This window comes from Roseibium sp. SCP14 (assembly GCF_040329475.1).
In the GTDB taxonomy this organism is placed as follows: domain Bacteria; phylum Pseudomonadota; class Alphaproteobacteria; order Rhizobiales; family Stappiaceae; genus Roseibium.
The window spans coordinates 967,709-993,992 of record NZ_JBDZYH010000001.1 but is presented as its reverse complement, the minus strand read 5'-3'; the positions used below and the strand labels follow the sequence as shown (position 1 = coordinate 993,992).

The following is a 26,284-nucleotide window of genomic DNA, read 5'->3' as shown; positions in this document are numbered from 1 at the left end:
ATAAAAATACCGCCTCCCAAGGGAGGCGGTGTAAGTATTTTCCCTAAGCCGCTTCTTTTGCAGGCTTTTCGGCTTTTGGAGGGAACTTGCCGTAGAAGGTTGCGTTTTCCTTGGCCATCTCGCGCAACAGCCTGTTGGGCTTGAACCTTGGACCCCATTTGCGGGTGAACTTCTTGCAAAGTTCAACAAATGCCGGGGTGCCCATCGTATCGATATAGCTGAGCGTCCCCCCGCTATAGGGTGCGAAACCGAAACCCAGAATGGAACCGACATCGGCTTCGCGAACATCCGTTAGGCACTTTTCCTCGAAGATGCGGGCCGTCTCCAGCGCCTGCATGACCAGAAGGCGCTGCTTCAGTTCCTCGATGTTGAAGCTGTCAGCAGATTTCGGCTGGCCGGTGACATCCGGAATTCCGGGCCAGAGGCTCTTGTCCTTGCCCTTGTAGTCGTAAAAGCCCTTGCCGTTCTTGCGGCCGAAGCGTTCCTGCTTGACCACCATCTCTTCCAGAATGTTGTCGAGCGGCCCTTCGACATACTTCACGCCAAGGTCCTTGCGGGTGGCGGAAACGATCTTCCAGGCAAGGTCGAGGGCCACTTCATCCCCAAGGGAAAGTGGACCAACGGGCATGCCCGCCATCTTGCCTGCGTTTTCGATCATTGCAGCCGGAACGCCGTCTGCCAGCATCATCAGGCCTTCACGGATATAAGTCATCACCACGCGGGAGGTATAGAAGCCGCGGCTGTCGTTGACGACAATCGGCGTCTTCTTGATCGCCTTGATGTAGTCGAGCGCCATGGCCAGGGCCCGATCGGACGTGCGCTTGCCCAGGATCACTTCCACCAGCATCATCTTGTCGACAGGCGAGAAGAAGTGAATGCCGATGAAGTTCTTCGGCCGCTTGGAGGCTTGTGCGAGTGAAGTGATCGGCAATGTTGAAGTGTTGGAGGCAAAGATCGCGCGCGACTTCATCACCGCTTCGGCCTGCTCTGTCACGGTTTTCTTGATCTCGCGATCTTCAAACACCGCTTCGATCACCAGGTCGCAATCGGCAAGAGCCTCATAGTCGGCGGTCGCGTTGATTTTGGAGAGGAGTTTTTCCTTCTGCTCCTCTGTTGCCCGTCCGCGCTTGATCGCCTTGCTGATCAGTTCGTCGGAGTGCGCCTTGCCCTTGTCGGCAGCTTCCTGATCGCGGTCGATCAGAACCACATCTATGCCGGCCTGTGCCGTGACATAGGCGATGCCGGCGCCCATGAAGCCTGCGCCCAGAATGCCGACCTTCTTGATCTTGTTCGGGCGCTGGTCCACCGGACGACGCGCCAGCTTGTTCAGCTCCTGCATGGAAACGAACAGCGAGCGGATCATGTTGGCAGCTTCCGGTGTCTGCAGCACTTTTGCGAAGTATCTGCTCTCCACCTGAAGGGCGAGATCCATCGGCAGCTGCAGACCTTCAACGACCGAATGCAGCAGATAGCGGGCGCCTGGATAATTGTCGAACGTCTCGCGGCGATAGATTGCATTTGCAGCGGGCCAGAACTGGAAGCCGGCGGGTGAATAAATCTTGCCGTTCGGCAGCTTGTAGCCTTTCTTGTCCCAGTCCTTGACCGGATCGACACCGGCATTCAGCATCTTCTTCGCAGCAGTAACCAGCTTTCTGGTGCCGGTTACCTCATCAACGAGTTTCATCTGTTTGGCCTGCGGTGCCCGCAAGGTGCGGCCCTGGAGCAGGAACTGCATGCCTTGCTGACCGTCGGTCATGCGCATCACGCGCTGCGTTCCTCCGGCCCCTGGAAACAGTCCGACCTTCACTTCCGGCAGGCCTATCTTCAGGCCTTCATCGACAACGCGGCCATGACAGGCGAGAGCGAGTTCGGTTCCGCCGCCCATGCAAGTGCCGGATACAGCTGCCACAAACGGTTTGCCGCAGGTTTCCAGTTTGCGGTAGACAAGCGTCAGCTTGCGCGAACCGTCAAATAGCGCCCTGGCGGCTGCTTCCGGATCCTGAGCGCGCTTCATGTGGAAGTCCTTCAGGAGACCTTCCAGCATGGTCAGGTCAGCGCCGCCGGAGAAAGCCGATTTGCCCGATGCTATGACCGCGCCCTTGATGGCATCGTCTCCTGCAACCTGGTCGATAATCGCGTCAAGCTCATCCATGACTGTGAGGTCGATCACATTCATGGACTTTTCCGGCATGTCCCATGTGATCAGAGCGATGCCGTCGTCGTCGGTTTCAATAGTGAAATTCTTGTAGCTCATTCGAAAATCCTCCTCGGGTCAGGCGCCGGTGGAACGTGTGCTGTTCGGCTGCAAGTGGGCGCGCTGCTCCGCTGCCGACTTCGTGCCATCCACGACCACGTCGCCCGTGTGTTTGGTTTCAGCGGGTTCAAACAACATCACCCAGCATTCGTCTTTCGCGATCGGGTTATGCTCGACGCCCTTCGGCACCACGTGCATGTCTCCTGCTCCCAGAACGACGTCGTCCCGGTCGCGATATTGAATGGTCAGGCTACCCTTGACGACGAAGAACAATTCATCTTCGTTCTCATGGTCGTGCCAGACGAATTCGCCTTTCAACTTGGCGAGCTTGACGCTCTGATCGTTGACGTCTGCCACCACTCGGGGCGACCAGTAGTCGGTGATCTGGGCAAATTCCCTGTCGACGTTGTTGATCATGGTTCAGACCCGTTCGATGATCGTCGCGGTTCCCATGCCTGCTCCGATGCAAAGGGTCACCAGGGCAGTGTTCAGGTTGCGGCGTTCCAGTTCGTCCAGCACCGTTCCAAGGATCATCGCGCCGGTTGCTCCGAGTGGATGGCCCATGGCAATAGCGCCGCCATTGACATTGACTGTAGCCGGGTCGAGGTCAAAGGCCTGCTGATAGCGCAGAACGACCGAGGCAAAGGCTTCGTTGATTTCGATGAGGTCGATGTCCTTCATCTCCATCTTGGCATTCTTCAAAAGCTTTTCGGTCACGTCCACGGGGCCGGTCAGCATCAGGGCCGGCTCGGAACCGATATTGGCGAAGGCCTTGATCCGTGCACGCGCTTTCAGGCCGGAGGAACGGCCGGCGGTGCTGGAGCCGATGAGGACTGCCGCCGCACCATCGACAATGCCCGAAGAATTGCCTGCATGGTGAACGTGCTTGAGGGCTTCGATCTCCGGATGCGCCTGAATGCCGACCGCGTCAAAGCCTCCCATGCTGCCCATCAGCTCAAAGGAGGGGTTGAGCGAGGCGAGGGACTGCATGTCTGTTTCGGGCCGCATGTGTTCGTCGCGGTCCAGAATCGTGATGCCATTGATGTCTTTCACCGGAACGACGGATTTGGAAAAACGGCCTTCTTCCCATGATTTTCCGGCACGCTTCTGACTTTCCACCGCATAAGCATCACAGTCGTCGCGGCTGAAGCCGTATTTCGTTGCGATCAGATCAGCCGAAACGCCTTGCGGCATGAAATAGGAAGGGATGGCAACTTGCGGCTCGATCGGCCAGGCGCCGCCCGAAGCGCCGATGCCGACACGGCTCATGCTTTCCACGCCTCCGGCAACGACCAGCTTGTGCTGACCTGCCATGACCTGGGCGGATGCCATGTTGACGGCATCCAGCCCGGAGGCACAAAAGCGGTTGATCTGCATGCCTGGAACCGAGGTATCGTAATCAGCGGCGAAAACAGCAGCTCGGGCGATATCGCCACCGGCTTCCCCGACCGGATCCACGCAACCCAGCACAACGTCGTCCACTTTTGCGGTGTCGAGATTGTTGCGGTCGCGGATGGCTTCCAGTGCTGTCGCGGCAAGGCGGACGGAAGGCACTTCGTGCAACGCGCCGTCCTTCTTGCCACGGCCACGCGGGGTCCGCACGTGATCATAAATATAGGCTTCAGGCATCAGATCCTCCTCTAGATCAGATCAGTGTCATTTTGCATCCGGCATCGGATGGCCGGGCATCAGGTCGTAGGGGTGTTTCCAGCCGGGCAGGGACTTGATCCGTTCCAGCCAGGCTGTGACATTCGGGTACGGCGCGAAATCGATCCCGAGCTCGCCGTCGTAGTAGAGATAGCTGCACAATGAGAAGTCGGCGCTGGTCGGCTTCGAGCCGATGGCGAACTCGTTCTTGGAGAAATGCTTGTCCAGGATCGATAGTGCGGATTGCGCCCGGCCATCCAGAAACGCGGTGACATCGTTTTCACCGGTTTTGATCAGCGTCCGCATGAAGCGGAGCGGGCCGATAACACCGGAGACTTTCTGATTGTCGAAGATCGTCCAGCGCAGCACTTCCCGGCGTTCGTCGTCGTTGTTCCAGCCGAACTTGCCGAACGTCCCAAAGAGATCGTCCATGATCACGGCCGACTGCGTCAGAATTTTATCGCCCTGCACGAGAACAGGAACTTCTCCCATCTCGTTCAAGTTAGTACGGAATTCTTCGGTGCGGGTCTCACCATTGAAAAAGTCGACCCACCTCGGCTCCCAGTCTGCTCCGCACAGCTCCAGCATCAGGGCCACCTTGTAGGAGTGCCCCGACTGCGCCATGCAATGAAGAACGTATTCAGCCATAACTTGAAAATCTCCCTGACAAATCGAATCCGGAGCGAGCCTACACCGGGAGTTTCATATTTGCTTGGGTTGATTTCCGGCCCGGAACAAGCCGGGCCGGGCGAGATCAGAACGCGTCTGCGTCCAGGGACATGATCGTGTCCGAGCCGGAGGAGATCCGGGCCAGATGTGCAGCGGTTTCCGGCATGGTGCGCTCCATGAAGAATGTGCCGAAGGTGAGTTTGTTTTCCAGCCAATCTGATCTGTCACCCGCACCCTGCGCTAACTGTTCCTTGATGGTCTTGGCCATTTTCGCCCACATGTAACCAAGCGCGACGAGACCGAAGAGGTGCATGTAGTCGACCGATCCGGCACCTGCATTGTCCGGGTTTTTCATGGCGTTGTTCATGAACCACATGGTCGCCGCCTGCAGGTCGTCTGCCCCCTTCTTCAGCGGTCCGGTGAAGCCGGCAAGGTCTTCGTTATCCTTGTTTTCCTTGAGGAAGGTGTTGATCTCGTTGAAGAAGCTCATGACTGCGCGGCCACCATTGGCAGGCAGTTTTCGGCCGACAAGATCCAGGGCCTGAATGCCGTTGGCGCCTTCGTAGATCATGGCGATGCGGGCATCGCGCACAAACTGCTCCATTCCCCATTCGGCAATGTAGCCGTGTCCGCCATACATCTGCTGTGCATTCACCGCATTGGCAAATCCAGTGTCCGTCAGGACACCCTTCAGCACCGGGGTCATCAGACCCATCATGTCGTCGGAAAACTGTTTGGCGCCTTCGTCGTTGGACCGGTGGGAAACGTCGCCATGCAACGCGGTCCAGATAATGAACGCGCGCGCTGCTTCGTTGAATGCCCGGATCGACATGAGTGTGCGACGGACATCAGGGTGAACGATGATCGGGTCGGCGGGCTTGTCCGGGTTTTTCGGCCCTGTGAGAGAGCGTCCCTGAAGACGGTCCTTCGCATAAGTTACCGCATTCTGGTAAGCCACCTCGGACTGGGAGAGCCCCTGGACGGCTACGCCGAGGCGGGCTTCGTTCATCATGGTGAACATGGCCCTGAGGCCCTTGTTCTCCTCGCCGACCAGCCAGCCGCTGGCGTTGTCATAGTTCATGACGCAAGTCGCATTGCCGTGAATGCCCATCTTGTGTTCGATGGAGCCACAGGAAACGCCGTTGCGTTCACCGACAGAACCGTCGTCACCAATCTCGTTCCGAGGCACGACGAAGAGCGAAATTCCCTTGGTTCCCTCCGGCGCACCCTCGATGCGCGCAAGCACCAGATGGATAATGTTGTCCACCATGTCGTGCTCACCGGCCGAGATGAAGATCTTCGTACCGGAGATTTTGTAACTTCCGTCTGCCTGCGGCACGGCCTTCGTGCGGATCAGGCCGAGATCGGTTCCGCAATGCGGCTCGGTGAGGTTCATGGTGCCGGTCCACGTGCCGGCGATCATGTTTGGCAGGTACCGTTGTTTTTGATCTTCCGTACCGTGAAGCGTCAGGGCGGCGACCGCGCCTGCCGTCAGTCCCGGGTACATGGAAAAAGCCATGTTTGCGGACGAAGCGTATTCATTGAAAATGGTGGCAAGCGTGTGCGGCAAGCCCTGACCGCCAAAGTCCGGATGTGCGGATAGTGTTCCCCAGCCGTTTTCACAAAAGGCCTTGTAGGCGTCCTGAAAACCTTTGGGGACGCTTACCGTGCCGTCATCGTGTCGCGTACAGCCTTCCTGATCACCGCTCTGGTTGAGAGGCTGAATAACCTCTTCAGCAAACTTGCCACCTTCGCGCAGGATCGCCTCGACGAGATCCATCGGTGCGTCTGAGAAGCCGGGCAGGTTGGAATAGCGTTCGTAGCCAAATACGTCTTTCAGCAGAAAAAGAGTGTCTTCAACGGGCGCGGAATAGCTCGGCATGGAAATCCTCCCAGATCTGCCTGTTTGTCTGTAACTTACGTTTCCGTAAACGTCACCTTGGGCTCTATATACGCGTCTTGATTGGCTCCGGCAAGTGGTGTCCCAAGGGAAGGGATGGCAAAAAAATATGCCCAAAACATGCATATGTGAATGTTTTTGGGAGTTGGCAGCACCGGATTCGTGTTTCGATGACGAAGTTTTGAGGATTTTCGCTTGGGTTGTCTAAAATGGTTGCGAGGCTGTGCGAAGGCAATTCCTGCGGGATGAGTAAAGAAAAACGCCGGACCTTCGGCCCGGCGTTTCGCTGATGAATTCGATTTTCTGGAGCTGTCAGCGCTCTTCGGCTTCCTTGTGCTTCAACATGCCGGAAACGATTTCCACGGTCCGGGAGAGCTCCTCTATCGCTTGCTCGATGTCCTTGCGCTGATCTTCGAGAACCGAAATCTGCTCATTGAATTTGGACAAAGCTACCCGCAACTGAGTGACCTGTCCGTCGCGCAGGTCGTAAAGGTCGAGCATGTCGCGGATCTCGGACAGCGAGAAGCCGACTCGTTTGCCCATCAGGACAAGTTTAAGGCGCGCCCGGTCGCGGCGATTGTAAATCCGGTTCATGCCGTCGCGTTTGGGGTTCAGAAGACCTTTGTCTTCGTAAAAACGCAATGTCCTCAGCGTGCAGCTGAATTCCTTGGCCAGGTCGCCGATCGTGAACTGGGTTTTCTTGGTGCTGTCGTCACTTGCGGACACCACATCCACAAGATCGTCTTCGTTCAGAATTGAAAGCGCTTCGCTCATGGCAGTTGGTACTCGATTTCCAGCCGTTGTCCGGCTCATTGTTGATATTTTGCGGTTCTGTGAAACCGGTGCCGAGGAATTTGTCTTCAGCGAATTTCCATTGACGTATGTGAGCGCACAGTAATTAGCCGGTTTCTTGGCCTCTATTTAGCTTACGTTTGCGTTAAGGTCCAGTGGCGTAAGCATTGGTTCCTGTTATTCGTTAACGCCTGGTCAGCTGATTCGCTCGAAATGCTCTGGTAAAGTCCTGGTTTTCATTCGAAAACGGTTCATTTTCGCAATTAGCAAGACCGGTTAACGCCCTGTTTACCCTAAGTCGACAAAGTCTATTAAAACGCTGCGCCTCGTTCCGTCTTTGGGGGAGAATGAGGGGCAGCCTGCAAAATCAGCGGCCTGGAGGGCCGTAAATCCAGGGTCAAGATATGCCGGCTTGGAAGACACACGAGGCAGGACGCCACGGCCGTGACGCGCACGAAAGCGACGGGTTCTACGAAACGCCGCACCGGGAACCGGCGCGCAGCCGGATAGAGCGGTTGACCCGCACCGCCACAGCTCTGGGACGAGGGATCGATCCACGAACTGAAAACCGGCATGACGAAGATCTGGACGCTGTCGCCGATGAACTGGACCGGTTGCTGTCCGAACGCTCCGATGCAGTTCCGTCCCGGACGGTGGAGCCTGTACGGCCCGTTCGTGCTGAGCCGCAGAGGCGCGCTCCCGTTCGCGACACAGGCAGGTTCCATCGTGAAACGAAAATGGACGACGTCATGGGAGCACTGGATCGCCTGGACGAGCAGGTGAAGGGTCTGGTGAATGCTGACATGCCGAGAGAAAGTTTCCGCAATTCCTCCAGCGGGTCGCCGCGCAGGCCGGACCGGTATGCCACGGAAGGCACGGCACCCGATAGGGGATATCCCGATGCTGAAGACTGCTACCCGGCAGAAGACGGCGAAGACGCATTTGGAACGGGTTACGAATTTGACAATCAGCCGGTGAGCGCGAGAAACGCGCGTGCGCGCCGCGATGCGTCCATGCATGTCTACAAAGACCTCGGGAGACGGATCGATGCACTGAGGGCGCCTCAGGAACAGGCTCTCAATCAGGTTCGCGAGGAACTCGGCTCCTTGCGGGACGCTCTCGGGGGCATCTCCCGCGGTACGCACGAGACCGTGAGCCGGCAGAATGCGGAGTTGCGCCGGTTGGCCGATATGGTCGAGCGTTTGAGAGCCGACAAGAAAAACGACCAGCTGGCAAAGGAAGTCCGCAGGGAAGTTGCAGACCTCAAGGACATGGTCGGGCGAACGAATGTCGAAGGGGCACTTCAGACGCTTGAGCATGGTTACGCCCACATTCTGCAGCGGTTGGACGAACTTTCCAGAGCTTCGGTCGATCCTAGGATCCTGAACGGCGTCACTGCCCGGTTGAACGAAATTGAGGACGCTTTTGCCGCTTTGCCGCGCTCCGAGCACATGATTGTGCTTGAAGACCGGGTAGTCACCATCGCCGAGCGAATGGAAGAGTTGCTTCAGCGCAAGGGGCATGCGGAGATCGAACCGCTCAGGGCTGAATTGCGCGATGTACGTGGCTTCGTTGAGCAAATCGACATCAAGGGCCTGGTCGAAGGTATCGACGACCGGATGAAATTCGTCTCCAGCCGTCTGGACGATCTGGAAGTTCTGGCACGCGAGCAGCGCGGGTTGGACAGCCGTCTGTCCGCGATGGAAGAACGTATGCCGGAACCGGAAACGATTTCGCGTTTGCAGGGACGCCTGGAAGATATTGTCGGCATGATGGCGGACGACCGGGCAAATCCGGTCGATCTCGAGCATCTGTCTCAGGTTGATCGGCGGCTGAACGAGATTGTCGACCGTCTGGACCGGATGGAACTGGCAGCCCCCATGCCGTCCGCGGATGCCGGGGCGTTTGAGGCGTTGGAACAGCGTCTTGAAGGTATTTCCGGCAAAATTGATGCCATTGAAAAGAAAACATCGCGGCCCGTTCCGGTGCTCGATGCTGCAGCCATGCGTTCAGGAGCTGGACCGGACAACAAGTTTCTGGCTCAACTGCAAGAGCGGTTGAATGATCTGACTGCGCGTCTTGACCAGCCTCAGGACACTGTTACCACCTCCGACCTGGACAAGCTGCGTGAAGAGATCGGCTCCATGCGGGCGAGTGTGGCCGCACCTGTGTCAACCGACGCATTGGAGAAACGGATCTCTGACCTCGCTCAGATCGTTTCCAAGGGCGGGGATACGGCGGATGACGAGCGCTTTGAGCAGCTGGGCGCCAAAGTTGCCGCTCTTGCCGAACAGATTGAAAGCAACTCGGCGAAATTTCTTGATGTCGAGCAGATCTCGCCGGTCCTGGAACGGATCGAGCATGGATTGCAGCAGACCCGGGCTGACGTTGCCGGAATTGCCACGAAGGCGGCGCAGGAAGCCGTCGCTGCTGTACCGGCTCCTCAGAACGATCAGTACGAAGACGACATCAATGCCTTGCAGGGGGATCTGAAACGCCTTCTGGACGCCGCTGAGGGCAGTGAAGAGAGAACTCGCAATACTTTTGATGGCGTCAAGTCCGTCCTTGGTTCGCTGACCGAGCGATTGGACAATCTGGAACGTGTCGACGGTCCGCTTAAGACACAGACGGCAACCGCAGCGAGCTTCTCTCCTTTCGACCTCGAGGAGGCGGCACCGGTTTTCACCAAGCCGTCGCAGTCTCAATCTGACGAGAAGCCGAACGTGCTTCCCGATCCGGAAGCAGACCGGCAGGAAAACCGGGCGCGGGATCGCAAGGCCGATTTCATTGCGGCGGCACGCCGTGCTGCGCAAGCCGCTTCTGCCGAGGCAGCGAAATTGGAGAAAAAGCAAAAGCTCAACGTTGAACCTGAAAATGCGGACGAAGAGCGTGGCAAAGCTCGCATCGGTTGGCTGCGCAATGTCCTGAAGCGCGACAAGGCCAAGGAGCAGGATACCAAGAAGGACAATCCGCCAGCGGCACCGAAAGAAACAGCTGAAATCCAGAACGAAGACGATCTGGAGCTTCACAATGAAGATGTCGCAGACGCGGCTTACGAAGCGCAAGACACCAAGGTGCTGCCGGGCGACCGCCCGGCCCCGGAAGCTTCTCAGGCATCCGGAAGCCGCCGCCGCGCCATTCTGTTTGCAGCGGCCGCTGTCGTTCTGGTGATGGGAACTCTCCAGGCATATCGGTTCGTGGCGGGGTCATCTGACGGCGGGCAGGACCTTGCTGCCGCACCGCAGGAAGAAGCCCAGCCGGTTACGGCATCTGACAACTCGGCCGAGACTGCGGTTGCGGTTGCTTCCGTCACGGAGGTTGCTCCGGCAATTGAGACAGATAGTGGGTCTGCCCCTGGGAATGCGGAAGAAATCGAGGCGAATACGGCACCGGCAGCAATCGCAGCAGCTCCGAAGGTTGGGCCCGAGGTAGCTGCGAAGGCGACTGCAGAGCCACGTTCCGCGCCAATCGCTATGCCTGACAAGGTTCAGTCAGCGTCAGCCAGCAGCGCGGCAACGTCGGATGCGGAATTGACCTTTGCGCCGCCCACCGGTGTCGCCAGCAGCTTTGGTGAGAAACCAGCCGACAATCCGTCGAGCTTCACACCTACCAAGCCTGCTGCCGCATCAACGAGTGATGCACCTTCTGCCTTGATTGCGAGCCTGCCGCCGGAAGGCGTCGGACCGATGGCGCTGCGCAGTGCTGCAGCAAGTGGCAATCCCGCTGCTGAGTTCCTGGTGGGTGTCAAATATACGGAAGGCAACGGTGTCCCGTCCGATATGGCGAAAGCTGCTGCGTGGTATCAGAAAGCAGCAGACAAGGGCCTGCCTCCGGCTCAATATCGCCTTGCAAGCCTTTATGAGAAAGGCCGTGGTATCGAGAAGGACTTGCCGAAGGCCAAGGCGTGGTACGCAAGGGCCGCGGAAGCCGGAAATGCGAAAGCCATGCACAACCTTGCCGTCCTCTATGCAGAAGGCGGCGGTGGCGAACCGAACTATGCAGAGGCGGCCAAATGGTTTGAGGCGGCTGCGAACTACGGTGTGAAGGACAGCCTTTTCAACCTGGGTATTCTCTATGCAGGTGGGATAGGGGTCGATAAGGACCTTGTCGCCAGCTACAAGTGGTTTGCGATCGCAGCCGATCAAGGCGATCCGGAGGCCGCCAAGCGCCGTGACGATGTTGCCAACATGATGGATCAGGAGACGCTGGCCAATGCGCGGCTGGCCGTAGAGGGCTTTACGCTCACAACACCGGATGCAGCGGCTAACAAGGTTACGTTGGAACCATCATGGGCTGACAGTGCGTCCATACCTGCTGCCAAGGCATCGGTAACAACCGTCGATAATACGGCGATGATCAAGGAAGCTCAGGACAAGCTGAATTACCTGGGCTTCGACACAGGCACACCGGACGGCCAGATGGGACCGCGGACCAGAAGTGCGATCCGTGCCTTCCAGCGCAGCCTCGGTCTGACGGAGACCGGTGAAGTGGACAGGAAGTTGGTCGACGAATTGAACAGTCAGGCGATCTGAAGTCCGGTCTGCCCCCGGATCCAAGGACATTCCCTTGGAATTTTCCCACAGCCCCTGTCAAACGGGGGCTGTCGTTTTTTCAAAGCACGTGTAGCAAAACGAGCGAACCGGTTCTGGAAACGTTGTGGGCATCCGGCCGCAAAGCGGGATGATCGATCGCCGCGTCCTCTGAGACCAAGCTGGCTTCGGTAATGCCAAATCGATAAAAAATATAGCACCAGTTACCGGTTTGACTGGCCTTGTGGAACGAAACTGCATGGTCGACTGGTTGACATAGTGGTCGGCACGGGTCTTTAACCAATTTGATCTAACTTCCGAGTTCACAAACCAATCCCAAAGCAGTTCAGCTGCACTGAAAACCGGCGTGACCCTGTGCAATTATATCTGCCCATAGCCGAAATACCGGTCAATATCTTCGTGATATTCGGCATGGGTGGCGCTGTGGGATTTCTTTCCGGTCTGTTCGGGATCGGGGGCGGCTTTCTGCTGACGCCGCTGCTGATCTTTTCCGGGATCCCGCCAGCGGTTTCCGTCGCGACCGTGACGACGCAGGTCGTCGCGTCGTCGGCTTCTGCGGTCATGACCTATTGGCGGCGGAAAGCGATTGATTTCAAACTGGCGACAATTCTTCTTGCTGGAGGTGTGTTCGGGTCGCTGATCGGCGTGGTGCTGTTTGATGTGCTGCAAGCGGTCGGTCAACTCGATGTGGTCATTTCGCTTTCCTACGTGACATTCCTCGGGGCCATCGGCGGGCTGATGCTGTTTGAATCGGTCCGGGCAATCCGGCGGAGAAAGTCCGGAGCGGCGCCAAAGGCACGCAGACCGGGACAGCACAACTGGATCCACGGACTGCCTCTGAAAGTCCGGTTCCGCAGGTCAAAGCTTTACGTGAGCGTTATTCCGGTCGTCGGTCTTGGGGCAACGATCGGTTTCCTGGGAACCGTTTTAGGTATCGGTGGCGGCTTCATGATGGTTCCGGCGCTGATCTATCTGCTGCGCGTTCCGACCAACATCGTGATTGGAACATCCCTGTTCCAGATCCTGTTCACAATGGCCGCCGCAACCGTCTTTCACTCGATGGGAACCAAGACCGTCGACATCGTTCTTGCCATGACACTCATGATCGGCGGTGTGATCGGGGCTCAATTCGGGGCCCGCATGGGACAGAACCTTCGCGGTGATCAGCTGCGCCTGTTGCTGGCTCTCCTGGTGCTTGGGGTCGGGATGCGTTTCGCGGTCGATCTGTTGTTGGTACCGGACGACCTGTACTCCATTGCGGTTCGCAAGGGAGCGGGCGCATGATCCGGATCATGCTGTTGCTCGCGGTCGCAATGTCCTTTGTCGGCGGATCGGTCCTGGGCCAGGAGAAAAACCGGGATCTGGTGACGGCCCTGTCGTCGGACATGGTTTCCATACAGTCCAATTTCACCGGCACGGAAATCGTCATTTTCGGGCAGGCCAGTCATATCGAGAGGCAGCCCAACGCGCCGGGCAGCTTTGAGCTTGCCATCATCGTTGAAGGTCCGCCGCAAGACATTACCACCCGGCGCAAAGGCCGATTTCTTGGCGTCTGGGTGAACCGCGCAGCGGAAAAATTTCAGAATGTCCCGTCTTTCTATGCTGTTGCGAGCACGACGGATATCGGTGAGATTGCACACAGAAACATTCTGGACGAGTACGGCATTGGGCTCAATCACATCAATCTGGCAGTGTCAGGGGTTTCCAACGTGCCGTTGTCGGATCGCGACGACTTCAGGAGGGCATTCATCCGCCTGCGTCAGGACATGGGCCTCTATTCCGAACAGGAAACCTCCATCCAGTTCCTGACCGATACGATGTTCCGCACCAACATTCCCCTTCCGGCCAACATCCCCGTCGGTGACTACAAGGTCAAAAGTTTCTTGTTCAACCAGGGCAATCTGGTATCGCAGACCGAGCAGACACTCGCTGTCGCGAAAATCGGCTTCGAGCAGATTACCTTTGAACTCGCCCAACATTATTCGCTGGTCTACGGACTGCTTGCGGTAACCTTGGCGATATTCACCGGTTGGCTTGCCGGGGTTATCTTCCGAAAGGACTGACTTTCTTTCTTCGCTGAAAGGTCGGGCCGGCAAAACATATTTTGCCGACTGTCGATCATTTGGCACATTCCGCCAATTGAAAAATCGACACTTTTGCCTGGAACTCGGTGATGCCGCCGCTATGCTGCGTAACGTATATTTTAAAACGTTCAGGCAGGGGCAGCATGGCCGACCAATCCAACTCCGATACTTCGAAGAACACGCTGGTCAAAGCGGAGCCATCCGTCGATGCCAAGGTGATAGACATTGCCATCCGGTTGGGCGTCCTCGGCCTGTTTGCCTATTTTTCATTGCAATTGGTCGCGCCGTTTTTCCTGTTTCTGTTATGGGCAGTTGTTCTGACCGTTGCGCTTTATCCGGTTTACAGCTGGCTTGCGAACAGGCTGGGTGGACGTAAAGGCCTGTCTGCCACTCTTGTCACGCTGGTATGCCTTGGGATTGTTGTTGGTCCCGTGGCTGTCCTCGTAGTCAATCTCGTGGAAACTCTGCAAACCTGGTATCACGCCATCGCTGGCGGCAGTTTCAAGTTGCCGACGTTGCCCGAAAACCTGGCCAATCTTCCGGTGGTCGGTTCCAAAATCGTGGAAATGTGGGATCTTGCCAGCCGCAGTCTGGAACAATTTGTGGTCAAGGTCGGTCCGACGCTGGTGCCCGCCGGTGAAAAGGTTCTGTCCGCACTCGCCAGCTTGAGCGGCAGTGTGCTCTTTTTCATGGTTTCCATCATTGTCGCCGGTTTTCTGTTCGTTCCAGGTCCCGCGCTTGCATCAGGAGCCAAGCGGTTTGCCGATCGGATCATCGCTCCGCGTGGCGCCGAGTTTGTTGACCTTTCCGGAGCCACCATTCGAAACGTGTCTCGCGGCGTGATTGGTGTTGCTGTGATCCAGGGCCTGTTGACCGGTATCCTGCTTGTACTGTTCGCCGTACCGTTTGCCGGCGTGCTGACTTTCGTGACCTTGATCCTCTGCATCATTCAGATCGGGCCGGCGCTTGTTATCATTCCGGCAATCATCTGGGCTTGGAGTTCCTGGGCGGTCGTTCCCGCGATCATTTTCACGGCACTGATGATACCGGTGATGCTGATCGACAATGTGCTGAGGCCGCTGCTGATGTCCCGCGGCCTGGATGTGCCGATGCTTGTCATATTGATCGGTGTTTTCGGTGGGACCATCGCTTACGGACTGCTTGGCCTGTTCCTCGGCCCCGTCATCCTGTCAGTCTTCTACGAACTCGTGATCGCCTGGGTGAAGGTGCGGGAAGAGACTGACGAGGAGCTCTGATTTCTTCCGTCAACTGGCCGGGAAACAATCGAAGACAGATCAAGCAAAAAGCCGTCTTGCCTTTTTCCAAGGCAAAACCAACGCCGCTTCGGAAGATTGAGTTTTCTCCCGCCTGTGCAACTCTTGTCGAGCAGTGTGGCTCAATCTCCGACCAACCGGCTTGCTGTAAAGGGAAACAGACGGTCGTTGCCGAGCATGAAGACCGAATACTGGCGGCGTCGAAAAATAAGGCTGTATGCGTCGTGCGTGACGTTCAGACCACCGGTAAGAGCACCGAACGCGGGGAGCACCAGACGTGTGCCGTCAGTAATGAAACAGGCACGGCGGATGGACCGGCCGAAGCGACGCACACGCGCTGCCGGATGCAGGTGACCGCAGACTTCTCCGGCAGTCTCCTCCGATCCGATCTTTTCGATCGGCTCGTGGCGGAAGGTGAGGGGACCGATTGTGGTCTCGTCAACGGTTTCACCGCACAGGCGCACTGGCGCAACCGGATCGTGGTTACCTGTCACCCAGATCCATTCCCGTCCGAGCTGCAAGGTTGTCAGCATGGCGCGGTAGGGGGCAGGCAGTCTGTCGGAACCATCCGCATCATGGAAACTGTCGCCCAGGCAGATTACTCTGGCAGGATCGAACGCATCCATCACACCAGCCAGTTTTTCAAGCGTTGCGCCGGTATCGTAAGGCGGCAACATGATACCGCGGCGTGCAAAACTGGAACCTTTTTCAAGATGCAGGTCAGCGACGATCAAGGTCGACTCGTCCGGCCACCACAGAACACCGCTGTCGTGCAGACCGACCAGTTGACCGTTGACCTGAATGTCATGACACACCGGCGCAGCTGAATACTTGCGCAGATGGGACGTCAGGGCAGTCATTCCATTGCCTCCAGAACCAACTCCTCGGCAGCCTCTTCCAATAGCGTGTCCATGGCTTCTCCGTAGACCGGTTCTTTTCCTATTTCCAGAAGGATAGGTACAGCGAGGGGAGAGACGTGCGGAAGGGCAGTATGAGTGATTCGTCCGCGAATTCGGGCAAGAAGTTCCCCGAGGCGCGAGATATCCAAAAGTCCTTCTGCAGCGTCGTTCCAGGTCGCCTTGAGCAGGATATGGTCAGGTTCGTGGGCACGTAAGACATCGTAGATCAGATCCGAGGATACAGTTACCTGCCGGCCTGTTTTCTCCTGCCCCGGATGGCGGCGTTCGATCAGACCGGCAATCACTGCACAATTACGAAACGTACGTTTCATGAGGCTGGATTCGGCGAGCCAGGCGTCGAGGTCGTCACCCAGAATGTCCTCTTCGAAAACCTGATCCAAGGGAATGCGGCCGGAGGAAAACAGCAGCGAAAGGTCACCCAGACCCCACACCGACAAAGCGTAGTCATTGGCGACAAACCCCATCGGCCTGGCCCCCATGCGCTCAAGCCGCTTGGTCAGGAGCATGCCGAGCGTCTGGTGCGCCAGGCGGCCTTCGAATGGATAACAGACCATGTAGTGCTTGTTGGCCCTCGGAAAGGTTTCCACCAGCAGGCCGTCCTTTGCCGGCAGAACCGACTTGTCTTTCTGGATTTCCAGCCAGTCGCGCACCTGATCCGGCAAGGCCGGCCAGGAGGAGGGTGTCGCAAGCATGGTCCGCACGCTTTCCGCAAGATAGGTGGAAAGCGGAAATTTCCCACCCATGTAGGACGGGATCATCGGATTGTCGGTCTTCGCGCGCGAAACATAGGCTTCATTTTCGCGAATGCCTTCGAACCGCAGCACCTCGCCTCCAAAGAGAAACGTATCTCCCTGCGACATCTGCTCGATGAAATACTCCTCTATTTCCCCCAACAGGCGGCCACCGCGTCCGACAGGTGTACGCCGACCGTCTGCCTTGGACCGGACCAGGCGCACTTTCAGCATCGGGGCTTCGACAATCGTGCCGACATTCAACCGGTATTGCTGGGCAATCTTGGGATGGGCAATGCGCCAGAGGCCGTCCTTGCCTTTCCGCAACTTGGCGTATTGATCGTAACTCTTGAGCGCATAGCCGCCGGTCGCGACGAAATCCAGAACCCTCTCGAACGTTTCCCAATCCAGGTGCCGATAGGTCTCGGAAGACCTGACTTCGTCGAAAGTGGCAAGTGCATCGAGCGGGTCGGAGCAGGCAAGGCCGAGAATGTGCTGGGCAAGCACGTCTAGAGCCCCCTTGCGCAAGGGGGGAGTGTCCTGGTCTCCACGTTTCGATGCCGCCAGAGCTGCCTGACACTCAAGGACTTCAAATCGGTTTGCCGGAACTAAGATGGCTTTCGAAGGTTCATCCATCCGGTGATTTGCCCGACCGATTCTTTGAGCCAGACGACTGGCTCCCTTTGGCGCGCCGATATTGATGACAAGGTCGATGTCTCCCCAGTCGATACCCATGTCGAGAGAGGAAGTGGCGACGACAGCTCTGAGAGATCCTGCCACCATTGCAGCCTCAACCTTTCGCCGCTGGCCGACATCCAGGGAGCCGTGATGAAGTGCAATTGGCAACGTTTCATCGTTGATGCGCCAGAGCTCCTGAAAGACCATTTCCGCCTGGCTGCGTGTGTTCACGAAGAGCAGCGAAACGTTATGCTCCTTGATCAGCTGGTACATGTCGCCAATGGCATAGCGGGAGGAATGACCTGACCACGGCAGGCGTTCTTCTGAGTTCAGGATCGAAACATCAGGCTGTGCACCGCCGCTGACTTCCACGAGATGCGACAGGGACCTTGCTGCCGTGTCGGTTTGCTCGACCAGATAAGCGCGCAGGTCATCCGGCTCGGCAACCGTCGCCGACAGGCCGACCGTACGTAGACCCGGTGAAAGTCGTCGAAGCCTTGCAAGCCCAAGGGCGAGCAGGTCTCCGCGCTTGGACGTTACCATGGCGTGGAGTTCGTCCAGAATGACTGTCTTCAACGATGCGAACAGCTTTGCGGATGCTGGGTCCGACAGAAGCAGGGCAATCTGTTCCGGCGTCGTCAGCAGAATATCGGGCGGATTGAGCTTTTGGCGCTGCCGTTTGTGAGACGGCGTGTCGCCGGTCCGCGTCTCGAGCCGTACCGCAAGACCCATTTCTGAAACCGGTGCTTCCAGGTTCCGCGCAATGTCGACGGCAAGAGCCTTCAAGGGGGAAATATAAAGCGTATGGATGCCGTTGCCTGCCCGACCCGGCGTTCTTTTGCCCCTTGCCTCAAGCTCCACAAGACTGGGCAGGAAGCCGGCGAGCGTCTTGCCGGCACCCGTCGGTGCGATCAGCAGCGTGGAGTGGCCTTGTCCAAGATGATCGATCAGTTGCAGCTGATGCGCTCTCGGAGACCAGCCCCGCGACGCGAACCAGCTTTGAAATCGATTGGGTAGAAGCACTGCATCCATGAGATTGTTTTAAGACACGAATTTTGAAAAGGCGAGCATTTCGGATTATCAATGTTCTTATTGTGTTCTGCCCTATATATTAATGTAACCTGGCGAGAGCCAAGGCAAGAACCTTGAGGCATGCTGGCGGGAAGGATGACGGTTATCTGATGTCCGAGCTTCTGACGCTCACACCTGCAGGACTGTTTTGTTCGCTGGCCGACGCCCATATCGACCCCGTGCGGCCGGTGAAGAAAGCGATTATCACGCATGGGCATGCCGATCACGCACGCGCTGGACATGGTGCGGTTCTGGCAACGCAGCAGACGCTTGACATCATGGCGATCCGATATGGTCCAAACTTCTGCAGCCGTCCGCAGTCAGTTGACTATGGCGAACCACTTGATGTTGGAGGTGTCTCTGTCTCGCTTCATCCTGCCGGGCACGTGTTGGGTTCGGCTCAGGTTCTATTTGCCGCCGGCGGGCAACGCACCGTGGTTTCGGGAGACTATAAGCGTCAGGAAGACCCGACCTGTGTTCCCTTCGAGTTGGTGCCCTGTGATACTTTCGTGACCGAGGCGACGTTCGGCCTGCCGGTTTTCAGGCACCCCCCCGCTCGTCAGGAAATTGCCAAACTTCTGTCGTCGCTCGAACTCTTTCCCGATCAGACACATCTGGTCGGAGCTTATGCGCTTGGGAAAGCTCAGCGTGTGATCGCGGAACTGCGGGCCGCCGGTTATCAAAAGACGATCTTTCTGCACGGGGCGCAGGAAAAGCTGACGTCGTACTACCAGAGCCAGGGCGTCGAACTGGGCGATCTGGAACCCGTTGGCAAGCGCGGAAAAGAGCTTCAGGGCGAGATTGTTGTCTGCCCGCCTGGGCAGCTCAGCGATCGATGGGCCCGGCGCTTTGGCGACCCTGTTGCGGCCATGGCGTCCGGATGGATGCGTGTGCGCGCCCGTGCCCGGCAGCGCGGCGCGGAACTGCCGTTGATCATTTCAGATCATGCGGACTGGTACGATCTTTGCCGAACGATCGTCGAGACCGGGGCGGAACAGGTCTGGGTCACCCACGGCGCTGAAGAGGCACTTGTCCACTGGTGTGAATTGAATGGACGGCGTGCCCGGCCACTCAATATGATAGGGTATGACGACGGTGAAGACGCCGGTAATCCGCCAGCCCAGGAGGCCCAAGGTTCAATATGAACAGGCGGACCGTTCGTCCGATCTCTTGGGGAGGCAGTCATGGCGGATGACGACAAAATCACGAATTCTGACGAGGATCAGGCCAGCGATGGAGCTGCGAGCCTGAACGGCGACGCTGAAGAAGCGATCGCGCAGCTGTTTGATGACTATCAGGCCGGGTTCAACGACTACGACGCAGACAGGATCTGTGATTGTTTTGCGCTGCCGGCAATCATCTGGCAGCACGAAAAGGGCCATGTCTTCAATGATGATGAAGAGCTGCTTGAGAACATCGAGGCGCTTTTGAGGGCTCTGGAAAAGGAAGGGGTGACCCATTCCGATTTCCACGTCAGTTCAAGCCATGTAAGCGGAACGACCGCATTGGTGACGCTCGACTGGAGTCAGGAGACGGATGACGGAGAGGCGATCTTCGAGTTCACCTGTCATTACCAGCTGATTCATGACGGCTCCGACTGGGTCATTGCCTGCATCATCAATGACTAAACGCTGGAAGCGCATGCATTCGGTTTGGATTGCCTCCCTTTTCCTTGCTTTTGCATTCTCGCCTGTCGTTACCGATGCGGTCGCCGTTTCTGAATACGGTGCGCTGACGGAAGCGCCGCAAGATCTGCGAAATTGTGAGCTCCCGGAAATCACGCAGGGCACAATACGGCTTGAGTCAGGGTGTCGTTACACGCGCAGCATCACCATAGCCACCAGTGACGTGGTACTCGACTGCCAGGGAGCCACAATTACCGGCATGCACCGGCGCGGCATTGTTATCCGCCCGGGTCTGAAGAACGTTTCGGTGAGGGATTGCCGTCTTCACGACACCGGTGGAATTCTGATCGAGGGGCAGACGCCCGAAGACGACCTGCCGTCCCGGGAGGCTGCACGTGCCGGATCTTCGGAAGGGGTGGTGCTGGAACACCTCACCATCACCAGCTCCTACATGACCGGCATATTTGTCGATCATTACGTCGTGGGCGCGGTCATTCGCAATTCGATCGTCGCCGACGGGCATCATGTCGGGATCTATCTGGAACACGGATCTCGGAAAAATACCGTCTCAGGAAATCTGATCCGCAACAATGGCCTGTTCACGAACTTCGGTATCAGGCGAGTTGGCCCAACACGCCGGGAAGGACTGTCGGTCGACGGATCTGCTTTCAACCTCATTGAAAACAACGTCTTTGACGGCAATGCCTTCGGCGGCATCTTTCACTACAAGAACTGCTGGGAATTCCACACCACCAACCCGGAAAGCCGTCCACGACTGCAGGGTTCGGATGGCAATGTCATCCGCGGCAATGTCTTTCGCAATATGGACATCGGCATCTGGGTCGCATCGCGCCAGTCTCGCGACCTGGTAATGTGGGATTGCGGCGACAAGAGCCCTTACGAAAACCCGGTCTCTCTTGAGATGATGATGGGCGAGCGCGAATGGGGGCTGTCCGATGAGTTCCAGGGTTACCATTTCAACCCGGAGCTGATTGCCGGCTTTGTCGACAAACGTGCACTTTCACCGCGTTGGCCTTTCCCGACCAAGCTGCATCTCTATGAGGACTTCGCCAAGGACAACGTCTATGAAGACAATTGCTTTGAATGGCTTGAAACGGGAATTCGCATCGAGGACGACGGCAACGCCGTAATCGGCAATCGCTTCATCGGCGACTTCGAATATCTTTATCTTGGCAGCCCGTTCCGAACGAAGTTCCTGGAACGCCCGATCAAGGACACCGTGATCGCAAACAATCGAGCGTACTCGCCATCCGGTCGTTCATTTCTTGAAAACAGCTTCCTGGCAGAAGGAGAACACACCGGCACGGTCATTGAGCAGCAGAACGCCGGCAGTCCGGACATCTCCCAGGGAGCAACCTGCGCTGTCGGTCCGTCATGAGCACGAAGAAATGAAAAAGGCCGCAAGCTCTTGAGCTCGCGGCCTGAATTCCAGACAAAATCTGTCCGGACTTTGCTTGTTTACTGGCTTCGTTTGAAGCAAGTGTCCAATCCGGGTTTGTTCAACCCGAAATCGGTTTACTTCTTGGCCTTTGCGGCCTTTCGCTCTGACCGTGAAGGCTTGTTTTTCTTAGGTGCCTTCTTTTTCGGTGAAAAGGACTTTGATGCTGACCGAGGTTTGGCTCTGCGTCGCTCGTCTCCCTCTGGGTGATCGGCTCCACGAGGTTTACGCGAAGGTTTGCGATCGTCGCCGTCAAGGTCCCGGGCCAGTGCCTTCATGTCCAGCGGTTCGTATGCCGGGTGATGTGGCGCGGCATCGTCGTCGCCGAACTTCCGGCGTTTATTACCGCGAGGGCCATCGAAATCACGCTTTGGTCCGCGTTTGGGGCGGTCGGATTTCAACGAGTCTTCCGGCCCAAGGTTCTCATAGTCCGGCGCGTCGCCCCTGGAAGGGCGCCGTCTGGGCGCACCCTGGCGTCCCCGGCGATCGAAATCTTCCTTGGGAGGGCTTGGGATCTTGCCGCCGCGGGCATCAAGCAACGTGATTGTGACGTTGTCTTCACCCGAACCTTCCCGTTTGATGACGTCTGCAAAGCGTTCGCCGTGGCTCGCGGAAATCTCGAAGTAAAGCTGGTTCTGGAAAATCTTGATCGCGCCGACTTCTTTCTTGGTCACATGACCCGCACGACAGATCATCGGCAGGATCCAGCGCGGTTCCGCCCGCTGGCGGTGGCCGAGGGACAACGAGAACCAGATGCCGTCCTCGAACTTGCCGGTGATTTCCGCGCTGCGACCGCCCCGTGAACCGGCATCACGGCCCTTCAGCGACGTTTCGTTGATTTCCGAGATTTCCTCGGGAGCCGGCATGCGTGACTGGCGCAGCTTGACGAAGGCGGATGCAAGTTGTTCGGGGCTGTGGAGTGCAAGAAGCTCCATGGCGATTGCGCGATCCTCTTCCTCAAGCTCCACCGACAATGCCGGGTCTGCAAGAAGGCGAGTCTTGTCCTCCGCCCGGATCTCATCCGCTGTCGGTGCACCTTTCCAGGTTGCCTTGATGCCCGCAAAGTGGAGTACGCGCTCGGCCTGTCTGCGGCGCGGGAAGGGAACCATCAGCACGCAAGTGCCTTTCCGGCCTGCACGGCCGGTGCGGCCGGACCGGTGAAGAAGGGCAGCCTTGCCTGTCGGCAGGTCCGCATGGATGACGAGATCCAGGTTGGGCAAGTCGATCCCGCGAGCAGCAACGTCGGTCGCAACGCACACGCGGGCGCGGCCGTCTTTCATCGCGGCAAGCGCGCTGGAGCGTTGCTCCTGGCTCAATTCTCCGGAAAGCGAAACAATCGAGAAGCCGCGATTGGCAAGTCGGGATGTCAGGCGGCTGACCGCTTCGCGGGTCGAGCAGAATACAATCGCCTTTTCGGCTTCGTGCAGCCGGAGGACATTGATGATTGCGTTTTCGCGCTCGTTCGGTGGAACCGGATGGGCCACATAGTCGATATCACCGTGCTGTTCACGGGCGTTGATGGTCGACAGGCGGACGGCGTCTTTCTGGAACCGTTTTGCAAGTTCTGCGATCGGCCTTGGGACGGTCGCGGAGAACATCAGGGTTCTGCGCTCTTGAGGCGCTGCGTCCAGAATGAACTCCAAATCTTCCCGGAACCCCATGTCCAGCATTTCGTCGGCTTCATCGAGCACTACGGCACGAATTTCGGACAGGTCCAGAGCGCCGCGCTCAATATGGTCACGCAGCCGTCCCGGTGTCCCGACGACAATATGCGCACCACGTTCCAGGGCACGACGTTCGGAACGCGGATCCATGCCGCCCACGCAGGACGTGGTAACGGCTCCAGCCTGATCGTAAAGCCAGGTGAGTTCTTCTTTCACCTGAAGTGCAAGTTCACGGGTAGGTGCGATCGCAAGTGCAATGGGAGCAGCCGCCTTGCCCAGGTGCTCCTGTCCCTGCAGCAGGGTTGGGGCAAGCGCGAGGCCGAAAGCCACGGTCTTGCCGGAACCGGTCTGTGCCGATACCAGAAGGTCCGCTTCCGGCGGAGCGTCGTTCAGAACGCTTTCCTGTACAGGAGTGAGGCTCTCATAGCCTCGTTTCGCCAGCGCGGCCGACAGGGCCGGGGCGAGAGACGTCAACTCAGTCATAGAAATCTTTCAACTGCTCCGGATCATCTGCGTGCCAGTCAGCAGTCTACCGGATCGGGCTGTCTTAGTATCAGCCTGGATGTACCTAAGATGGGCGCGGCTTATACAGGGAAAAGGTAAGAACGTCCATCCCGGACTTGTAAACCGGAGCGTTCCCGGTTTTTCTTGTCCAATGCAGGCATTTTCCGAGCTTTTGGACAGACTTTCACTGGAGCCAAGGCGCCTTGCGAAAGAGGCGCTCCTGGTCAGGTATTTCAAGGAAACACCGGACCCGGACCGCGGATATGCGCTGGCGGCGCTTACCGGTGGTCTCAGTTTCAAGAATGCAAAACCGGCCATGCTCAGGTCACTCGTCGCCGAGCGGACCGACCCGCAGCTATTTGCCTTGTCATACGACTTTGTCGGAGATCTCTCTGAAACCATCGCCTTGATGTGGCCTGGCAGGGGCGAGCCGGATGATGAGGAGCCGCCACCTGCCTTGTCCAGGGTCGTCATCTCTCTTGAGAATGCTGGCAAGACCGATGTGCCGCGACTGTTGAACGATTGGCTCGATAAACTGGACGAAACCGGACGTTGGGCCTTGCTGAAACTCGTGACCGGTGGGTTGCGTGTCGGCGTTTCCGCCAGGCTTGCCAAGACCGCGGTTGCACGACTTGGAGAAATGGACGTGGCTCAAGTGGAGGAGGTCTGGCACGGGCTCAAGCCGCCTTACGAGGCTTTGTTTGCCTGGATGGAAGGGCGATCAGGACGACCCGAAACAGACGATCCGGCCCCCTTCCGGCCAGTGATGCTGGCGCATCCGCTGGACGAGGAAAAGGACATTGGTCAGCTGAATGCCGAGGAGTTTGCGGTTGAATGGAAATGGGACGGCATCCGCATTCAAGCGGCTGCGGGAAAAACGAAACAGGGTGAGCCCGTTCGCCGGCTCTACAGCCGAACCGGTGAAGACATTTCCAGGGCATTTCCCGATGTGATTGACGGGCTGGATTTTGAAGCCTGTATCGACGGTGAACTCCTGGTCGTCAAGGAAGGCAGGGTCTTGCCGTTTTCCGACCTGCAGAAGCGCCTGAACAGAAAGACCGCCGGCCCAAAACTGTTGAAGGACTATCCAGCGGCGATCCGTGCATATGATCTGCTGATGCTGGATGGGCAGGACCTGCGCGGGCAGCCATTTTCGGAACGAAGAGCGAAGCTGGAAGAGTTCATTGCCAGCCGAGCTCCGAACGGGATCGATTTATCTCCAATGGTGGAGGTTGGCGATTGGGATGCCATCGCGGCTGCCCGCTCGAAACCCGATAGGTTCCTCGAGGCGGACGATGCCGGGGTAGTGGAAGGCCTGATGCTGAAAAAATGGGAGGCTTGCTATTTCAACGGTCGACCAAAAGGATTGTGGTACAAATGGAAGCGGGAACCATTCCTGATAGACGCGGTCCTGATGTACGCTCAGCGTGGGCACGGCAAAAGATCCTCGTTTTATTCAGACTATACATTCGGTGTTTGGAGAGACGGAGAAAGTGGTCCGGAGATCGTTCCCGTCGGCAAGGCGTATTTTGGTTTTACCGACGAAGAATTGCGGGAAATCGATCGATTTGTTCGCGCCAACACAATCAACAGGTTCGGCCCCGTCCGAGAGGTCGCCCATGGTGCCGATATCGGTCTCGTTCTGGAGGTCGCCTTTGAAGGGTTGAACCGGTCGACACGTCACAAGTCCGGTGTCGCGATGCGTTTTCCAAGAATTTCCAGACTGAGATGGGACAAGCCGCCTTCGGAAGCCGATTGGATTGAAAGTCTTGAGGCGCTGCTGCCTACGAATGAAAGCGGAAAGCGCTAAATTTACGATAAACCCCGAAAAACAGGCTATGGCCGTGCTTTGGTCACGGAATCATGGCAACCATCGGGAGAAGAAGAAACGGTGGTTCGCCGTGCCGTATGTCGGAGAGACGAGATGACAATCCGTAAGTTTGTGCCTGCTACATTCCTCGGCAGTGCCGCTGTTGTTCTGTTGCTTGCCGGAGGCGCCTCAGCTCAGGAAAAGATCACGCCGGAGCAATCTGAAGCAGTCACGCAGGGTCAGTCCGGCCGGTACTCCCTCGTGGCCGTCGATGGAGACATTCTGCGAGTGGACCGGCAGAACGGTACGGTTTCGGTTTGCAGGGAACAGAACACCTCCTGGCGCTGCAATCCGGTCCCGCTGGCAGAAGACGCCTATCTGGCCGAGATCAACGAACTGGCAAGCGAGATTGACCGCTTGACCGCCCGGGTCAAGGAACTGGAAAACGGCGCAAATGGCGACAGGCAATTGCCGCCGGGATCCGCCCTGGATCGTAAACCGCCGGAAAACGGTAACAACGACCTGACAACCGGTCTTGAAGAGGCGGACGAGGAGCTTGAGAAGGTTCTGACCTTCACCGAAAGCGCGATGCGGCGCTTCTTCGGAATGGTGCGGGAGCTTCAAAAGGATTTTGAAAACGAGGGCAACTGAG

18 protein-coding genes are annotated in these 26,284 nt (G+C 57.5%); 9 read left to right on the top strand and 9 right to left on the bottom strand.

Going from position 1 to position 26,284, the window contains the following annotated elements; translation table 11 throughout:
• Window positions 1–43: 43 nt before the first annotated feature.
• From ABLQ08_RS04545 to ABLQ08_RS04520, 6 genes are all read right to left on the bottom strand, one after another.
• A complete protein-coding gene (locus ABLQ08_RS04545) occupies window positions 44–2,254 on the bottom strand; it encodes an FAD-dependent oxidoreductase (RefSeq protein WP_352939930.1) in 2,211 nt (736 codons plus the stop codon).
• Window positions 2,255–2,272: 18 nt separating this feature from the next.
• Window positions 2,273–2,671, bottom strand: a complete 399-nt coding sequence (locus tag ABLQ08_RS04540; RefSeq protein WP_352939929.1) for a cupin domain-containing protein — start codon at window positions 2,669–2,671, stop codon at window positions 2,273–2,275.
• Window positions 2,672–2,674: 3 nt separating this feature from the next.
• Window positions 2,675–3,883 carry an acetyl-CoA C-acetyltransferase gene (locus ABLQ08_RS04535; protein WP_352939928.1) on the bottom strand — a complete coding sequence of 403 codons (1,209 nt, stop codon included), beginning with the start codon at window positions 3,881–3,883 and terminating at the stop codon, window positions 2,675–2,677.
• A 27-nt stretch (window positions 3,884–3,910) separates the two neighbouring features.
• A complete protein-coding gene (locus ABLQ08_RS04530; RefSeq protein WP_352939927.1) occupies window positions 3,911–4,549 on the bottom strand; it encodes a glutathione S-transferase family protein in 639 nt (212 codons plus the stop codon).
• Window positions 4,550–4,655: 106 nt separating this feature from the next.
• Window positions 4,656–6,452: an acyl-CoA dehydrogenase C-terminal domain-containing protein gene (locus tag ABLQ08_RS04525; protein ID WP_352939926.1), complete on the bottom strand. Its 1,797-nt coding sequence runs from the start codon at window positions 6,450–6,452 to the stop codon at window positions 4,656–4,658.
• Window positions 6,453–6,782: 330 nt separating this feature from the next.
• Complete coding sequence (locus tag ABLQ08_RS04520; protein ID WP_352939925.1) at window positions 6,783–7,244, bottom strand: MerR family transcriptional regulator; 462 nt, start codon at window positions 7,242–7,244, stop codon at window positions 6,783–6,785.
• A 422-nt stretch (window positions 7,245–7,666) separates the two neighbouring features.
• Here ABLQ08_RS04520 and ABLQ08_RS04515 point away from each other — a divergent pair, with 422 nt between their 5' ends.
• The 4 genes from ABLQ08_RS04515 to ABLQ08_RS04500 all read left to right on the top strand — a co-directional run bounded on the left by ABLQ08_RS04515 (window position 7,667) and on the right by ABLQ08_RS04500 (window position 15,152).
• A complete protein-coding gene (locus tag ABLQ08_RS04515; RefSeq protein ID WP_352939924.1) occupies window positions 7,667–11,794 on the top strand; it encodes a peptidoglycan-binding protein in 4,128 nt (1,375 codons plus the stop codon).
• A 372-nt stretch (window positions 11,795–12,166) separates the two neighbouring features.
• Window positions 12,167–13,096, top strand: coding sequence for a sulfite exporter TauE/SafE family protein (locus ABLQ08_RS04510; RefSeq protein WP_352939923.1), 930 nt, complete (start codon window positions 12,167–12,169; stop codon window positions 13,094–13,096).
• Window positions 13,093–13,875 carry a TIGR02186 family protein gene (locus ABLQ08_RS04505; RefSeq protein WP_352939922.1) on the top strand — a complete coding sequence of 261 codons (783 nt, stop codon included), beginning with the start codon at window positions 13,093–13,095 and terminating at the stop codon, window positions 13,873–13,875. The genes ABLQ08_RS04510 and ABLQ08_RS04505 overlap by 4 nt, the downstream gene beginning before the upstream one ends.
• A gap of 164 nt (window positions 13,876–14,039) precedes the next feature.
• Complete coding sequence (locus ABLQ08_RS04500) at window positions 14,040–15,152, top strand: AI-2E family transporter (protein WP_352939921.1); 1,113 nt, start codon at window positions 14,040–14,042, stop codon at window positions 15,150–15,152.
• 140 nt (window positions 15,153–15,292) lie between these two features.
• Here the strand turns inward: ABLQ08_RS04500 and pdeM are convergent, their stop codons facing one another.
• Both pdeM and ABLQ08_RS04490 read right to left on the bottom strand, forming a co-directional pair.
• Complete coding sequence (pdeM, locus tag ABLQ08_RS04495; RefSeq protein WP_352939920.1) at window positions 15,293–16,030, bottom strand: ligase-associated DNA damage response endonuclease PdeM; 738 nt, start codon at window positions 16,028–16,030, stop codon at window positions 15,293–15,295.
• Complete coding sequence (locus ABLQ08_RS04490) at window positions 16,027–18,531, bottom strand: ligase-associated DNA damage response DEXH box helicase (RefSeq protein ID WP_352939919.1); 2,505 nt, start codon at window positions 18,529–18,531, stop codon at window positions 16,027–16,029. Before ABLQ08_RS04490 ends, pdeM begins: the two co-directional genes overlap by 4 nt.
• A gap of 149 nt (window positions 18,532–18,680) precedes the next feature.
• On the opposite strand from ABLQ08_RS04490, the gene ABLQ08_RS04485 reads away from it, so the two are divergent.
• From ABLQ08_RS04485 to ABLQ08_RS04475, 3 genes are read left to right on the top strand one after another with little or no spacing between them, the layout of a single operon-like run.
• Complete coding sequence (locus ABLQ08_RS04485; RefSeq protein WP_352939918.1) at window positions 18,681–19,715, top strand: ligase-associated DNA damage response exonuclease; 1,035 nt, start codon at window positions 18,681–18,683, stop codon at window positions 19,713–19,715.
• 39 nt (window positions 19,716–19,754) lie between these two features.
• The gene (locus tag ABLQ08_RS04480; protein ID WP_352939917.1) at window positions 19,755–20,198 is read left to right on the top strand and encodes a YybH family protein; all 444 of its coding nucleotides are present in this window, start codon (window positions 19,755–19,757) and stop codon (window positions 20,196–20,198) included.
• Entirely contained in the window at window positions 20,191–21,594 is a 1,404-nt protein-coding gene (locus ABLQ08_RS04475; RefSeq protein WP_352939916.1) for a right-handed parallel beta-helix repeat-containing protein, read from the top strand. Before ABLQ08_RS04480 ends, ABLQ08_RS04475 begins: the two co-directional genes overlap by 8 nt.
• Window positions 21,595–21,731: 137 nt before the next feature.
• On the opposite strand, the gene ABLQ08_RS04470 is transcribed toward ABLQ08_RS04475, so the two are convergent.
• Complete coding sequence (locus ABLQ08_RS04470) at window positions 21,732–23,801, bottom strand: DEAD/DEAH box helicase (protein ID WP_352939915.1); 2,070 nt, start codon at window positions 23,799–23,801, stop codon at window positions 21,732–21,734.
• A gap of 172 nt (window positions 23,802–23,973) precedes the next feature.
• On the opposite strand from ABLQ08_RS04470, the gene ABLQ08_RS04465 reads away from it, so the two are divergent.
• Together ABLQ08_RS04465 and ABLQ08_RS04460 are read left to right on the top strand one after the other, a co-directional pair.
• Window positions 23,974–25,632 carry a cisplatin damage response ATP-dependent DNA ligase gene (locus ABLQ08_RS04465; RefSeq protein ID WP_352939914.1) on the top strand — a complete coding sequence of 553 codons (1,659 nt, stop codon included), beginning with the start codon at window positions 23,974–23,976 and terminating at the stop codon, window positions 25,630–25,632.
• Window positions 25,633–25,746: 114 nt separating this feature from the next.
• Window positions 25,747–26,283 carry a hypothetical protein gene (locus ABLQ08_RS04460; RefSeq protein ID WP_352939913.1) on the top strand — a complete coding sequence of 179 codons (537 nt, stop codon included), beginning with the start codon at window positions 25,747–25,749 and terminating at the stop codon, window positions 26,281–26,283.
• Window position 26,284 lies beyond the last annotated feature (1 nt).